Annotated in this window: 15 protein-coding genes; 8 read left to right on the top strand and 7 right to left on the bottom strand. The window is 60.6% G+C overall.

Features of this window, described 5'->3' with window-relative positions:
- Positions 1-213: 213 nt before the first annotated feature.
- From ccoG to ccoS, 4 genes are read left to right on the top strand one after another with little or no spacing between them, the layout of a single operon-like run.
- Positions 214-1638: a cytochrome c oxidase accessory protein CcoG gene (ccoG, locus tag IPK09_03745; protein ID MBK7982728.1), complete on the top strand. Its 1425-nt coding sequence runs from the start codon at positions 214-216 to the stop codon at positions 1636-1638.
- Positions 1635-2429 (top strand): FixH family protein, encoded by a 795-nt coding sequence (locus tag IPK09_03750; protein MBK7982729.1) that lies wholly within the window; start codon positions 1635-1637, stop codon positions 2427-2429. Before ccoG ends, IPK09_03750 begins: the two co-directional genes overlap by 4 nt.
- A 47-nt stretch (positions 2430-2476) precedes the next feature.
- A complete protein-coding gene (locus IPK09_03755) occupies positions 2477-4936 on the top strand; it encodes a heavy metal translocating P-type ATPase (GenBank protein MBK7982730.1) in 2460 nt (819 codons plus the stop codon).
- A gap of 14 nt (positions 4937-4950) precedes the next feature.
- Positions 4951-5148 carry a cbb3-type cytochrome oxidase assembly protein CcoS gene (ccoS, locus tag IPK09_03760; protein ID MBK7982731.1) on the top strand — a complete coding sequence of 66 codons (198 nt, stop codon included), beginning with the start codon at positions 4951-4953 and terminating at the stop codon, positions 5146-5148.
- Positions 5149-5169: 21 nt separating this feature from the next.
- Here the strand turns inward: ccoS and IPK09_03765 are convergent, their stop codons facing one another.
- Positions 5170-5427 (bottom strand): hypothetical protein, encoded by a 258-nt coding sequence (locus tag IPK09_03765; GenBank protein ID MBK7982732.1) that lies wholly within the window; start codon positions 5425-5427, stop codon positions 5170-5172.
- On the opposite strand from IPK09_03765, the gene IPK09_03770 reads away from it, so the two are divergent.
- The gene (locus IPK09_03770) at positions 5426-6238 is read left to right on the top strand and encodes a biotin--[acetyl-CoA-carboxylase] ligase (GenBank protein ID MBK7982733.1); all 813 of its coding nucleotides are present in this window, start codon (positions 5426-5428) and stop codon (positions 6236-6238) included. The two genes, IPK09_03765 and IPK09_03770, sit on opposite strands and share 2 nt — an antisense overlap.
- On the top strand, positions 6235-6972 hold the full coding sequence (locus IPK09_03775; GenBank protein MBK7982734.1) for a type III pantothenate kinase: 738 nt from the start codon (positions 6235-6237) through the stop codon (positions 6970-6972). Before IPK09_03770 ends, IPK09_03775 begins: the two co-directional genes overlap by 4 nt.
- Positions 6973-6994: 22 nt before the next feature.
- Here IPK09_03775 and IPK09_03780 read toward each other — a convergent pair whose 3' ends face one another.
- Both IPK09_03780 and IPK09_03785 read right to left on the bottom strand, forming a co-directional pair.
- Positions 6995-7444 carry a hypothetical protein gene (locus IPK09_03780; protein ID MBK7982735.1) on the bottom strand — a complete coding sequence of 150 codons (450 nt, stop codon included), beginning with the start codon at positions 7442-7444 and terminating at the stop codon, positions 6995-6997.
- Positions 7445-7821: 377 nt separating this feature from the next.
- Complete coding sequence (locus tag IPK09_03785) at positions 7822-8532, bottom strand: 2-phosphosulfolactate phosphatase (GenBank protein ID MBK7982736.1); 711 nt, start codon at positions 8530-8532, stop codon at positions 7822-7824.
- Positions 8533-8696: 164 nt separating this feature from the next.
- On the opposite strand from IPK09_03785, the gene IPK09_03790 reads away from it, so the two are divergent.
- Positions 8697-9296: a phosphoheptose isomerase gene (locus IPK09_03790; protein ID MBK7982737.1), complete on the top strand. Its 600-nt coding sequence runs from the start codon at positions 8697-8699 to the stop codon at positions 9294-9296.
- Positions 9293-9874, top strand: coding sequence for a BON domain-containing protein (locus tag IPK09_03795; GenBank protein ID MBK7982738.1), 582 nt, complete (start codon positions 9293-9295; stop codon positions 9872-9874). Before IPK09_03790 ends, IPK09_03795 begins: the two co-directional genes overlap by 4 nt.
- On the opposite strand, the gene IPK09_03800 is transcribed toward IPK09_03795, so the two are convergent.
- The 4 genes from IPK09_03800 to petA all read right to left on the bottom strand — a co-directional run bounded on the left by IPK09_03800 (position 9875) and on the right by petA (position 12972).
- Positions 9875-10276: a ClpXP protease specificity-enhancing factor gene (locus IPK09_03800; protein ID MBK7982739.1), complete on the bottom strand. Its 402-nt coding sequence runs from the start codon at positions 10274-10276 to the stop codon at positions 9875-9877.
- 109 nt (positions 10277-10385) lie between these two features.
- On the bottom strand, positions 10386-11132 hold the full coding sequence (locus IPK09_03805; GenBank protein ID MBK7982740.1) for a cytochrome c1: 747 nt from the start codon (positions 11130-11132) through the stop codon (positions 10386-10388).
- A 2-nt stretch (positions 11133-11134) separates the two neighbouring features.
- Positions 11135-12373: a cytochrome bc complex cytochrome b subunit gene (locus tag IPK09_03810; protein MBK7982741.1), complete on the bottom strand. Its 1239-nt coding sequence runs from the start codon at positions 12371-12373 to the stop codon at positions 11135-11137.
- The gene (gene petA, locus IPK09_03815; protein ID MBK7982742.1) at positions 12373-12972 is read right to left on the bottom strand and encodes a ubiquinol-cytochrome c reductase iron-sulfur subunit; all 600 of its coding nucleotides are present in this window, start codon (positions 12970-12972) and stop codon (positions 12373-12375) included. The genes IPK09_03810 and petA overlap by 1 nt, the downstream gene beginning before the upstream one ends.
- Positions 12973-13079 lie beyond the last annotated feature (107 nt).

Here is a 13079-nt window from a genome sequence, read left to right on the forward strand (position 1 = left end):
TAAAAGGCTGGTTGGCTCGCCAATCCACTCACCCCCCGCTCGGGGGGTGAGGCGTTTATCCCCAATAATATTAATATTTGCTAATATTCTCTGCTGCATGGGGCGTCCGAGCTGGTTTGCCGTCGCTAGGGTGCCGCCGGCCGACATTCAGCAGCGGCCTCCTTAGCGCACCCTGTAACCGTCCACGCCGTTCAATGGTAAATCGAGTGGATCATGTCTGAAGAAACAGCCCAGCTTTATCAGAAGCGCATTCAAATCTATCCGCGTTCCGTCAAGGGGCGATTTCGCAATCTCAAAACCGCCGCGCTGGTATTGGCGTATGTGATTTATTACCTGCTGCCCTGGCTGCGCTGGGATCGGCCCAACGCGCCCGATCAGGCCGTGCTTTATGATTTGCCGGGCCGGCATTTCTACATCTTTGGCTTGACCATTCAAGTGCAAGACATCTTCTGGCTGGCCGGCGCGCTGATCATTTTCGCGATCTTACTGTTTTTCGTCACCGGCTTGGCCGGGCGGGTCTGGTGCGGCTATTTCTGCTTTCAGACCCTGTGGACCGATCTGTTCATGATGGTGGAGCATTGGGTGCAGGGCGAACGGCCGGCGCGGATGCGGCTCGACAAGGGACCGTGGAACCGCGAGAAGTTCGTCAAGAAAGGCGGCACCTACGCCTTGTGGCTGTTGATCGCGTTCTGGACGGGTCTGACCTTTACCATGTATTGGACCGATGCGCCGACGCTGGTGGTGGATACGCTGCTGGGGCGAGCGCCGTATCCGGCGTACTTCACCACCTTCTTGCTGACCGCGACGACCTTCGTCATGGCGGGTCTAGCCCGCGAGCAGGTCTGCACCTACATGTGCCCCTACGCGCGCTTTCAAAGCGCCATGTTCGACCATGACACGCTGATCGTATCCTACGACCAGCGGCGCGGCGACGGTGAAAAAAGGCGCGCCAAACTCGGTAAAGGCTTGAAAACCCGCGAAGAGCGCCAAGCGCAGGGGGTCGGGGATTGCATCGAATGCGGTTATTGCGTGCAGGTGTGTCCGGTCGGCATCGACATTCGCAAGGGCCTTCAGTATCAGTGTATCTCCTGCGCGCTGTGCATCGACGCCTGCGACACCATCATGGACAATTTACAATGGCCGCGCGGCTTGATCCGCTATACCTCGGAAAATGCCCTCAACGGCAAGAAAACCAATCTGATCAAGGCAAAAACGATAGGTTACGGCGTGATTCTGGTGGCGGCCATCACGATGTTGACCTGGAGCATTCTGACCCGCTCGTCTTACACGGCGACCGTCGAACAAGTCCGTCAGCCGTTGTACTCGCAACTGACCGACGGCAGCATCCGCAATACCTACGAAATCAAGCTGAACAACAAGTTGACGGCGCCGATGACGGTAGGCATCGGCCTCGAAGGCGCGACCGGCGCGATTCTGGACATGGATGGCATGGAGCGAATCGCGTTGGAACCTCAGGAGCGCATCAAGTTGCTAGCGCGCGTGCACATTGCGCCCGATCCGACCGGAAAGGGCGAACACGTCGATAAAATTACGTTCGTCATCAAAACTTTGGAGGGGATGACGGGCGAATCGATCCGCCGGCAGGTGCCGTTCTCCACGCCGGATGACGGGCAATGACCGACCTGTTGCTCAGCCTCGCCGGCGGCGCGGGACTGGTCCTGCTGGCCAATGTGGCGCTGGTCCGGTTCGGTCGGACCAGCGCCAAGCAGGCCGCCGCCGTGGTGGCCTTGGCGACGGTGGGCCTTTATGTTCCTTACAGTATTATCCGTTGGCCCGGCGGTGACGTCTTTGCGATTCATTTGGGAATTTACCTACTGGTTTCGCTGGCTTGCGGGATGTTGTTGAACCTCCGGGCCAGCGGCCAGGGATTACACTGGGGGCCGGCCGCGATTACCGGCTTTTTCATCGTGGTAGCGATATTGGGCGCGCTGTTTGTCTCTGTCGCCGAACGCGGTCTGACGCCATCCCTGTGGAGTTGGTTAATGCCCACCGCCGATAACGGCCGAAAGGTCACCTCGGTTTTTCCAGGCGTGATTTCGCATGATTTCCATCAGAAAGAAGCGCTCTATAACCAGTATCTCCAGCAAGTCGAGCGGCAGCGGCAACGGGGCTGGCAAGTCCAGAAAGGCTGGTTGGGGGAGGTCTCAGTCAATGAATCGTCGGTGTTTCGAGTGGCCGTGCGCACCCGCGAAGGCGAACCCGTGACCGGAGCTGAGGTGGCCGGGCAATTTCTACGGCCGTCGGACACCCGACAGGATGTCGTCTTCGCTCTGAAAGAAACCGCTCCCGGCGTCTATGAACAGGCGGTGGTCTTAGCGTTGGCGGGAAGCTGGAATTTGGTGCTCCATATTCGCAAGGGCGAGGATTTGCACGAAATCCGCGCGGTCACACAAGTATCATCCCGTTAGATCGCAGTCGGTTGATCTTATTTCGCGAGGGCGCTACGTCAAATTTCATGCCCGTTTCCACCGAAGCGCTCGCCGGAGCTGGCTCAGCGACGGAAAGTGCCTGTTTCCACTGCGGCTTGCCGGTCCCACCGGGCGCACGCTATGCGGTGGTGATCGAGAATCGAAGCCAGCCGATGTGCTGTCACGGCTGTGCGGCGGTGGCGGAGGCTATCGTAGCGGCCGGGCTGAGCAATTTTTATCATCATCGCACCGCGCCTTCCCGCCGCGCCGAGGATTTGATCCCCGAGCCGTTGCGCGGGTTGGAGCTGTACGACCGGCCGGAGTTGCAAAAAAGCTTCGTGCATGTCGAGAGCGAGCATGTTCGAGACGCCGCGCTGATGATGGAAGGGATCGTTTGCGCCGCCTGCGTCTGGTTGAACGAGCGCCATGTCAGCCGCTTGCCGGGCGTGTTGGAATTTCGGGTCAATTATTCTACCCATCGCGCCAGCGTGCGCTGGGACGAGCGCCAGATTCGGCTCAGCGAGATTCTGGCCGCCATTTCCGCCATCGGTTACCTCGCCCATCCCTTCGATCCGCGCCGCCAGGAAGCGCTGCTGAAACGCGAACGCACCGCGGCCTTGCGCCGGTTGGCGGTGGCCGGTCTCGGCTCGATGCAGGTGATGATGCTGGCGGTTGGGTTGTATGCCGGCGACTATCAGGGCATGGAGGATTGGATTCGGGCGTTCTTGCGCTGGGTCTGTCTGATACTGGCCGTGCCGGTGGTGGCTTATTCCGCGCAACCCTTCTACCAAAGCGCATGGCGCGACCTGCGTCGCTGGCAGTTGGGGATGGATGTGCCGGTCTCCCTAGCGATCGTGACGGCCTTTGCCGCCAGCGTCTGGTACACCTGGCGGGGGGGCGGCGAGGTCTATTACGATTCGGTCACCATGTTCGTCTTTTTTCTGCTGGCGGGTCGGTTTCTGGAAATGAGCGCGCGCCACAAGGCGGGGCAGATTTCCGAAGCCTTGGTGCGGATGTTGCCGGCCTCCGCGACCCGGCTCGATGCCGCGGGCGGCGAACAGGTCGTTCCGATTGCGGAATTGACGCCCGGCGATCGGGTGCTGGTGCGGCCGGGCGAGACCATCCCGGCGGATGGGCGGGTGGTGGAAGGAGCGAGCAAGGTCGATGAATCGCTGTTGACCGGCGAAAGCCTGCCCTTGCCGCGCGGGGTGGGCGAAACGTTGATCGGCGGCGCGGTCAACGTGGAAAGCCCGCTGGTCATGCAGGTCGAAAAGATCGGTTCCGACACCGTGCTATCGGCCATCGTGCGCCTGCTGGATCGGGCTCAGGCTGAAAAACCGCGCCTGGCCATGCTGGCTGACCGTATCGCCGGCTGGTTCGTCGCTGTGCTGCTGGTGGTGGCGGGCGCGGTGCTGCTGGCTTGGTGGGCGTCGAGCGACTTCGATACCGCTTTTCGGATTACCTTGGCGGTATTGGTGGTCACTTGCCCTTGCGCGCTATCGTTGGCCACGCCGACCGCCATCGTGGCGGCGACCGGTGCGTTGACCCGGCTCGGGCTGTTGACCACGCGCGGTCATGCCTTGGAGAGTCTGGCGCGAGCCGATCAGATCATTTTCGACAAAACAGGGACATTAACCTACGGTCGGCCACGGTTGGTGGCGGTGGAGCCAGTCGGCGGATTGGCCGCTGAGCGCTGTCTGGCGCTGGCGGCGGCGCTGGAGCGCGGCTCCGAGCATCCGGTGGGCCGCGCGCTGGTGGAAGCGGCCGGCAGCGCCGTTCCGAACGCGACCGAATTGAAAAATACGCCGGGCAGCGGCGTCGCGGGGTGGATCGAAGGTCGACGCTATCGAGTGGGCCGGTCTGACTTCGTGACTGGTTCGAAAACGGAACCATCGCTCGAACGGCGCGATTTCGATGCTTCGGGAACCTGGGTGGCGTTGGGCGATGAGAGTGGGTTGCTGGCCTGGCTGCACTTGGCCGACCGGTTACGGCCCGGCGCGGCGGACGCGGTGGCCGCCTTGCAACGCCGGGGTCTGGCGGTGGAATTATTAAGCGGTGATCGTCCTGAAGCGGTCGCCCACATCGCCCGCGCCGTGGGCATCACGGCAGCCAAGGGCCGGATGTCGCCGCAGGATAAACTGGAGCGGCTGCGGCACTTGCAGAAGCAGGGTCGGATCGTGGCGATGATCGGGGACGGGGTCAACGACGCGCCGGTGCTGGCGGCGGCGCAGGTATCGCTGGCGATGGGCGGCGGCACGCAATTGGCCCATGCCACGGCCGACATGATTCTGCTGTCGGAACGGTTGGAGCATCTGGTCAGCGGGGTCGATACAGCCCGCAAAACCCTGACGGTCATGCGCGAGAATTTCGCTTGGGCGATCGGCTACAATCTCATCGCGCTGCCGCTGGCCGCCGGAGGTTGGTTGACGCCTTGGATGTCGGCGCTCGGGATGTCGTTCAGTTCGTTGTTGGTGGTGGTCAACGCGCTGCGGCTCAGGCAAGTCTGAGAGGGGGTGATTCCGTGCGGATTTTGTTCCTGTTGATTCCGATGGCCTTGGGCGTGGCCGGCGTGGCGTTGTGGGCCTTTCTTTGGGCGGTGCGAACCGGTCAGTTCGATGATTTGGAAGGACCGGCCCACCGCATTCTAATGGACGACGACGACCCGCGCCTCCCTCGGCCGCGCGGGGCTACGGACGAGCATAAATCCTTGAATGAATGAGACAAAAGATTTATTATCGCCTTATAAATCAAAAGGAGAAAAACGATGTTTACCTTTCAAAATTTTCCGTTGGCCATCATCATCGCGCTGGTTGTTATATCCTATCTGAGCTTTTTCTCGGCGGTTCCCTGGGATACGCTGTTTTAAAATCCCGCGGGCTTTTTCTGTCGGGCGATCTGTCATTTCGCCGGCCATTCGGAAAATCTGGTCCTTTCGATAGCCGCCTCCTTCTAAGAAAGAGGCGGTTTTGTTGTTTTCGCAACGAGAGATCGAGCGCATGAGCGATAGCTTGGGCCAGTTGGATCGGATTCGAATCATGGCCGGCCTGGCGGGGACGGCGCGCGCCAGCGTGAGCCGGCTGGAAGTGTTTCCAGTACTGGACTCGACCAACAGCTATTTACTGGCGGGCGCGGGGGCGGGTTGGCCCAGCGGAGTGGTTTGCCTGGCCGAACAGCAAACGGCTGGCCGAGGCCGGCAAGGGCGCAGCTGGCTGACCCCTTTTGGCGCCAGTCTGGCCCTGTCGCTGCTGTGGCGGTTTGACCGGCCGCCTTCGGCGCTCGGCGGTTTGAGCTTGGTGACCGGGCTCGCCGTGGCGCGGGCGTTGCGCGATGAAGGAGTGCCGGATGTCGGCTTGAAATGGCCGAACGATGTTTGGTGGCGCGAACGTAAACTGGGCGGGGTATTGTTGGAATCCGGCGGGACCGTCGAACGCTTTTACATCGTCGCGGGCATCGGCTTGAACGTGGCGCTAGCGCGTGAAGCGTCCGCGCTGATCGACCAGCCATGGGTGGATTTGCAGGAAATTTGGCCCGGCGCTCCGGTGGATCGGAACGCCTTGGCGGCCTCGGTGATCGGTTCGTTGATCGAGGCGTTCAGCCGCTTCCAAGACGAAGGATTCGCTGGTTTTGCCGAGGAATGGGTGCGTTTCGATCAAGTGCGGGGGCAAGGAGTACGCTTGCATTTGCCCAATGGTGTGGTGGCGGGCATCGCCCGAGGGGTCGATGTGACCGGTGCTTTGTTGCTGGAAACGCCAGATGGCCGAACGACTCCCTATCTGGGCGGGGAAATCAGCTTGAGACTGGCTTCGTGATCCTGCTGGCGGATATCGGCAACAGTCGGTTGAAGTGGGTGACGCTTGAGGGCGGCGCCTTCCAGCGGCGCGGTCAGGCCAGCCACGGCAAGACGGACTGGGCAGAGGTCGCCGCCCGGCAGTGGGGTAACCTGCCAGCGCCGACGCGGGTGCTGCTCGTCAGCGTGGCCGGTTCCGAGGCGCGTGCCGCGCTGACGGCCTGGATCGAACGGCGCTGGGGAATCCAACCGGAGTTCGTGCTGGCAACGGCGGCGGCGTGTGGCATCCGCAATGCGTATCTCGACAAGCCGGAGCGGCTGGGGGCGGATCGCTGGGTGGCGATGATCGCGGCGCGCGCCTTGACCCGTCAGCCTTGCTACGTCGTGGATTGTGGCACGGCGGTCACCCTTGATGCCTTGGCGGCGGACGGCCAGCATTTGGGCGGGGTGATCGTGCCCGGTCTGCGTTTGATGCGAGAGGCGCTATATCGGGATACCCGCCAGATTCCACCAGAAGGAGGCACTCCGCAGTTGTTCGGCCGCAATACCCGCGATTGTGTTTGGGGGGGTTCGGTACATGCGGTGGCTGCCGCCATCGATGGCATCAGCACGCGCATGATGGCGGCGGGTGGCGCGGGATTGCGGCTGTTGACCGGTGGCGATGCCGAGACGGTTTTACCTTATCTGGTAGAGTCCTTTCAGTTGGAAGCGGAGCTGATTTTCCAAGGGCTGCGGGTGATCGCCGAGCGGGGCTGAAGCGGTTCGGCCCGACGACGGTTCATTTTGTCCCCCAGCCGACCGGACTGTCAGGCGGGTCGTAGTAAGCACTGCTGCCGTAACGATCCGCGTCATTGCTGTGGTAGCCACCATCGTCATTGTCGCCGTAGCCACCATCATCGTAGTAATCCTGATAACCGTCGCAGTTATAGTATCTGATGCCTCGTACGACGATGGAGCGGCAACGTTCGGCGGGGGGAGGAGGTGGCGCTGATTGGGCAATGGCGGCCCCGAACAGCGTCCCGAGGGCCAACCCGACGATGGCGGCGCCGGCCGCTCTGTCATGATGGTCGTGCCGATAAGCGCGGTGGCCATTCCAACCGCCGTGATAACCGTTGCCGCCCCAGTATCCGCCATGATCGCCGCGGTCCCAGGCGTTCGCGGCGGACAACGGAGCCAGCGTGGTCGCGGCTAGCGCCGCTGCAAGGAGCAACCGCTTTGTCAGGTTCATAGGTCGGCCTCTCAAGTAACCTCGCCAAGACTGGCTTTTCAACGTTTGAACTCCCCTGCGCGCGTATCTCGCAAGCCGGAGCGCGGCGGATGAAGCGAAGGATTATTCGGCGGCGGACTGTGCGACACCATCAACCTCCCGCTCGACGAGCCATTCCTGCTTGATGAAACCCTTGACCTCAACGAAAGTACATGTTGGCCTGATGTCAGTCTGGCCATAGACATCGCCGAGCGCGGCAGAGTGCGCCATCCTCGGCGATGGGAGCGGTGCCAGCGACCGCCACGAAGTCGCCCACAGTTTATTCAACCCTTAACCTCAACCAAGAACCATTAGACTTCTTGCAAGCTGAAAATTATCTGAAGATGCGTCCTTGCCGGTCAGTGCCAGATAAGATTTCCCATGTGAACCGGCACGGCTTCGATCAATTCGCCGCGTCGTTCGGCGCGCAGGGCAAAATCGACCAGATCCCGTTGCAGGCATAGAATAATGTCGTCTTTGGGCAAGTTGGGGTTATCGGCATCTAAGTATTTGCGGGCGTTGTGATGCGCTAGGATTTCAGCGAGCGCGGCGATGTGATCGTAAGCTTTACCCGCGAGCAGGCTTTCCAGATAATCCGCGCAACGCTCGTCCTCGGGCGCCGGGAGGGTGGCCCGGCTGCCCATCGCCACCAAACTCACGATCGCCGGATCGCGCTGGCGGATGTAGGCGGCGGTCGCCCGCGCGTTGAGAAACGAGGCCAGCAGAACTTCGTCCGCTTTCGCCAGCGCCGCTGGGACACCGCCGACGCCGGAGGTGGAGCGGTGGATGACGGTCCGACCGCGAAAGCGCTCCGCGCCGGCTTGAAGGATTTGCGAGGGCGAATTGGTGAGATCGAAACCGGGAATGGGTTCCTCGTTGCGGGAGCCCACCAGCAAGGCATCGCCCCGGAGTGCGAAACAGCGCTCCACAGCGTTTTCGAGCAGCAAGCGCTCGGTTCCCAGGTGAATCAATAACGGTTCGCTCGAAAAGGAGCGAAAGACATCGATGACGACGGCCAGACCGGTTGCGGCTCCAGCGCCTGCCGCCAGAGCAAGCCTGCGAATTTCCATGAGTCATGGCTCCATAAAATGAGGTTGAACGCCATTATCGGGGATGCTTGTGGGCCTGCAACTCTGGTTTCGGTTTTTCCGCGCAACGGCGGGAACCCGCATGGCTATCTCCCGTTTTGCGAATAAAATAAACGCTTCCCACCAGCGGATGCACTGGACAAGATATGGAAGAATTGCTCGCGAGAATCGATAGGCATTTTAGCGCCAGCGTCAAGGCCAAGCGTCGCACCCTGGAAGCGATGGGGCCACGTATCGCCCGAGCGGCCGAACACTTGGCGGCTCGATTGCGGCAAGGCCATAAGATCCTGGTTTGCGGTAACGGCGGCTCGGCGGCGGACGCCCAGCATTTCGCCGCCGAACTCGTCAACCGCTTTGAGATCGAACGTCCGGGGTTGGCCGCCATCGCGCTGACCACCGATAGCTCCGCGCTGACCGCCATCGCCAACGACGCTGCTTTCGAGCAGGTGTTCGCCCGGCAGGTGCGCGCCTTGGGGCGTCCCGGCGACGTGCTGCTGGCGCTTTCGACCAGCGGCAATTCGCCCAATGTCCTGGCGGCCATGGAAGCCGCCCGACAAGCGGGCATGTCCACCGTGGCGCTGACGGGGCGCGACGGCGGACCGATGGCTCGGCAAATTGCTGGGGAAGATATCGAAATCCGGGTGGAAGCGACGGTGACCGCGCGGATTCAGGAAACTCATATCTTGATCATCCACTGCCTTTGTGACGGCGTGGATTGGCTATTGTTCGGAAAGGAGCAAGCATGAAAGCATGGCCATTGCGATTGATCGTCGCCGGGCTGGCGACGGTGTTGCTGAGCGGTTGCGTGGGCCTCCTGCTGGGAGGTACCGCGGTCGGCGTCGGCGTGGCGCACGACCGACGGACCACCGGCACGGTCATGGATGACCAAACGGTCGAACTGAAGATCTACGACGCCCTGAACAAGAAATTGCCGCCGGGCAACCGAATCAGCGCCACCAGTTATAACGGCGTGGTATTGCTGACCGGCGAGGCAGTGTCGGAAGGAGTAAAACAGCAGGCGGATGCGGTGGTTCGGAGCATCACCCCACCGGTCAGGGAGGTCTATAACGAATTGGTGATTGCCCGGCCTATTCCGTTGTCCGCGCGAAGCAACGACAGCTTTTTGACCAGCAAGGTCAAGACCGCCCTGTTCAAGATCAAGATTGACGACTTCGATCCCAGCCGCGTGAAGGTGGTGACGGATCGAGGCGTGGTTTATCTGATGGGCTTGGTGCGGCCGAACGAGGGGGATGCCGCCGCCAACGTCGCCAGTCAGGTGAGCGGGGTCCGGCAGGTCGTCACGCTGTTCGAGTTCATCAACTGACTATTTGACGATTTTCAGGGTCGGCTTGCGTTGGGAACCACCCGCTGGCTTGCTCGGTGGCGCGTTGGGCGGCGGTGAGGGTTCATCGCTGCCGTGCTCCTCTCCAAACGCCATGCCTTGCCCGTTTTCGCGGGCGTAAATGGCCAGGACAGCACTGACGGGGATATGCACGTTGCGGGCGACGCCGCCGAAGCGGGCGTTGAATTCGATCCATTCGTTGCCCAGGCGCAGGTCGCGCACGGCGGCGCCGTTGATGTTTAGTACGATTCGCCCTTCCTTGATGTGCTGTTTGGGCACTTCCACGCCCGGAAATTCCGCGTTGACCAGGAGATGAGGGGTCAGACCATTATCTTCAATCCATTCAAACAGGGCACGGATCAGATAGGGGCGAGTCGAAGTCATGAGAAATGGACCAAGACTGGGAAAAATAAACTCCCCAACGGGGGAGTGAGCCGCCGCCAGTTTCGCCGGAGAGCGCGCACGGTAGCGTCCCTCCGGCGAAGCGGTGACGTTAATGCACGTCCTTCCAGTATTCCTTTTTCAGAAGGTAGAAAATCACCGAAGCCAACACCAGGAATAAGACGACCCAAATCCCGATGCGCTGGCGATCCAACTGACCGGGTTCCCCGGCATACGACAGGAAGTTCACCAGATCCACCATCGCTTCCCGGAATTCAGGAGGGCTCATGCTGCCGGGTTGCACCAGCTCGAAGCCTTGGAGGACCTTGATTTCGGGGCTGTCTTTGCCTTTGGCTTTGTGAACTTCGTAGACCGGCTTTTGCCAGCCCTGAAGTTCCCACAAGACATTCGGCATACCGGCGTTGGGAAACACCGCATTGTTCACGCCAAACGGCCGGGTCGGGTCCAAATAGAAGGTTTGCAGGTAGGTGAAAAGATAGTCCACGCCGCGCGAGCGGGCGATCAGGGTCAGATCGGGGGGAGGGACGCCGAACCACTGCTTGGCGTCGGCCTTGGGCATGGCGTTTTTCATCAATTCGCCGACCTTGGCTCCGGTGAAGATCAGGTTTTGCTTGACCTGGTCGTCGGTCAGCCCGATGTCGCGGGCCAACCGGTTGTAGCGCTGGTGCTCCAGCGAATGGCAGCCCATGCAGTAATTGACGAACAATTTGGCGCCCTTTTGCAGGGAGGCCTTATTGTGCAGGTCGAGCGGAGCCCGCTGTAACGGATAGCCCGCTTCGGACGCGAGGCTCAGTGCCGGCAAAACCAGCAAGACGAATGCAACGATTGTTTTTTTCATTTTCAGGTCACCCTTTCCGGAACTGGCTTGGTCTTCTCGATGGCCGGCAAGACCGGCAGCACGAAGAAGAAAGCGAAGTAGATCGCGGAACAGATTTGCGCCAAGGTGGTACGAGCCGGCGTGGTCGGCAATGAGCCCAGATAACCCAGAATCAGAAACGAGATCACGAAGGCCGCCAGAGCCAGCTTGAATGAGAGGCCACGATAGCGGATGGATTTCACCGGACTGCGGTCCAGCCAAGGCAGGAAGAACAACAAAACGATGGATGCGCCCATGGCTAATACGCCCCAGACTTGCGTGCCGGCAAAAGACGGCACCGCCCGCAGGATGGCGTAGAACGGCGTGAAGTACCAGACCGGCGCGATATGCGGCGGCGTCTTCAGCGGGTCGGCCGGATCGAAGTTCGGGTGTTCGAGGAAATAACCACCCATCTCGGGCATGAAGAAGATCACCACCGAGAAGAACAGCAGAAAGACCATCACGCCGACCAGATCCTTGACGGTGTAGTAGGGGTGGAAGGGAATGCCATCCAGCGGTATGCCTTTCTCGTCTTTCAGCTTCTTGATTTCCACGCCATCGGGGTTGTTGGAGCCGACTTCGTGCAAGGCCAAGATGTGAGCGACCACCAGCCCGAGCAGAACCAGCGGCACGGCGATCACATGCAGCGAAAAAAAGCGGTTCAGGGTGGCGTCCGACACCACGTAATCGCCGCGAATCCAAACCGACAGATCCGGTCCGATCACCGGCAGCGCGCTGAACAGGTTGATGATCACCTGCGCGCCCCAAAACGACATCTGGCCCCAAGGCAGCAGGTAACCCATGAACGCCTCGGCCATCAGGGCGAGAAAGATCAATACGCCGAAAATCCAGATCAGTTCGCGCGGCTTTTTATAAGAACCGTAGATCAGGGCGCGGTACATGTGCAGGTAAACCATGATGAAAAAGGCCGAGGCGCCGGTGGAGTGCATGTAGCGAATCAGCCAGCCCCAGTCCACGTCGCGCATGATGTATTCGACCGACGCGAAGGCGTCGGCGGCGGATGGCTTGTAGCTCATGGTCAGCCAGATGCCGGTCAGAATTTGGTTGACCAGGACCAGCAGCGCCAGCGAACCGAAGTAATACCAGACGTTGAAATTCTTCGGCGCGTAATACTCGGTCAGATGCTCCCGCATCATCTTGGTCAGCGGGAAGCGCTCGTCGATCCAACCCAGGAAGCCGGTGGTGCCTTGTGTGTTTGCCATTATGCAGCCTCCGGGTTAACGCCGATCAACACGCGGGAGTCGCTCAGGTATCGGTAGGGAGGCACCTCCAGATTCGACGGAGCGGGAACGCTCTTGTAAACCCGGCCGGCCAAGTCGAAGCGGGAGCCGTGACAGGGGCAGAAAAAGCCACCTTTCCAGGCAGGGCCCAGATCGGCTGGCGCTACGTCGGGCCGGAAAGTGGGCGAACAACCGAGATGGGTGCAGATGCCGACCAGCACCAACACTTCGGGTTTGATGGAGCGTGTGGTGTTTTGCGCGTACTTGGGTTGCTGGCTGGCCACTTCGGAATTGGGGTCGAGCAATTCTCCTTTGAGGGCCGGCAAGTCATCCAACATTTTTTTGCTGCGTTTCAACAACCAAACCGGTTTGCCGCGCCATTCCACCGTCATCAAGGCGCCGTCTTCCAATTTGCTGATATCGGTTTCCACCGGGGCGCCGGCAGCCTGGGCCCGCTCGCTGGGCGACCAGGATTTTAAAAATGGAACGGCGACGAACGCGACGCCTACGCCGCCGACCACAGTAGCCGTAGCGGTCAGAAAGCGACGTCTGCCGAGATCGACGTCATCTACCGTACTCATACGCAGTCTCCTGTTGTAATTTATCGTTAGATTATGAATGGGTTGACCACGCAAACGGTAGGCACGGATTTCGTGTTTGCCGGAGCCGGACTGGGAGTTGTTATTAT

The sequence above is a fragment of the Candidatus Competibacteraceae bacterium genome (assembly GCA_016713505.1).
Classification (GTDB): Bacteria; Pseudomonadota; Gammaproteobacteria; order Competibacterales; family Competibacteraceae; genus Competibacter_A.

What these genes read in the sequence shown, in the direction of transcription:
- ccoG (MBK7982728.1), top strand. Translation starts at nt 214, where the DNA reads ATGTCTGAAGAAACAGCCCAGCTTTATCAGAAGCGCATTCAAATCTAT.
- IPK09_03750 (MBK7982729.1), top strand. Translation starts at nt 1,635, where the DNA reads ATGACCGACCTGTTGCTCAGCCTCGCCGGCGGCGCGGGACTGGTCCTG.
- IPK09_03755 (MBK7982730.1), top strand. Translation starts at nt 2,477, where the DNA reads ATGCCCGTTTCCACCGAAGCGCTCGCCGGAGCTGGCTCAGCGACGGAA.
- IPK09_03770 (MBK7982733.1), top strand. Translation starts at nt 5,426, where the DNA reads ATGAGCGATAGCTTGGGCCAGTTGGATCGGATTCGAATCATGGCCGGC.
- IPK09_03765 (MBK7982732.1), bottom strand. Translation starts at nt 5,427, where the DNA reads ATGCGCTCGATCTCTCGTTGCGAAAACAACAAAACCGCCTCTTTCTTA.
- IPK09_03780 (MBK7982735.1), bottom strand. Translation starts at nt 7,444, where the DNA reads ATGAACCTGACAAAGCGGTTGCTCCTTGCAGCGGCGCTAGCCGCGACC.
- IPK09_03785 (MBK7982736.1), bottom strand. Translation starts at nt 8,532, where the DNA reads ATGGAAATTCGCAGGCTTGCTCTGGCGGCAGGCGCTGGAGCCGCAACC.
- IPK09_03790 (MBK7982737.1), top strand. Translation starts at nt 8,697, where the DNA reads ATGGAAGAATTGCTCGCGAGAATCGATAGGCATTTTAGCGCCAGCGTC.
- IPK09_03795 (MBK7982738.1), top strand. Translation starts at nt 9,293, where the DNA reads ATGAAAGCATGGCCATTGCGATTGATCGTCGCCGGGCTGGCGACGGTG.
- IPK09_03800 (MBK7982739.1), bottom strand. Translation starts at nt 10,276, where the DNA reads ATGACTTCGACTCGCCCCTATCTGATCCGTGCCCTGTTTGAATGGATT.
- IPK09_03805 (MBK7982740.1), bottom strand. Translation starts at nt 11,132, where the DNA reads ATGAAAAAAACAATCGTTGCATTCGTCTTGCTGGTTTTGCCGGCACTG.
- IPK09_03810 (MBK7982741.1), bottom strand. Translation starts at nt 12,373, where the DNA reads ATGGCAAACACACAAGGCACCACCGGCTTCCTGGGTTGGATCGACGAG.
- petA (MBK7982742.1), bottom strand. Translation starts at nt 12,972, where the DNA reads ATGAGTACGGTAGATGACGTCGATCTCGGCAGACGTCGCTTTCTGACC.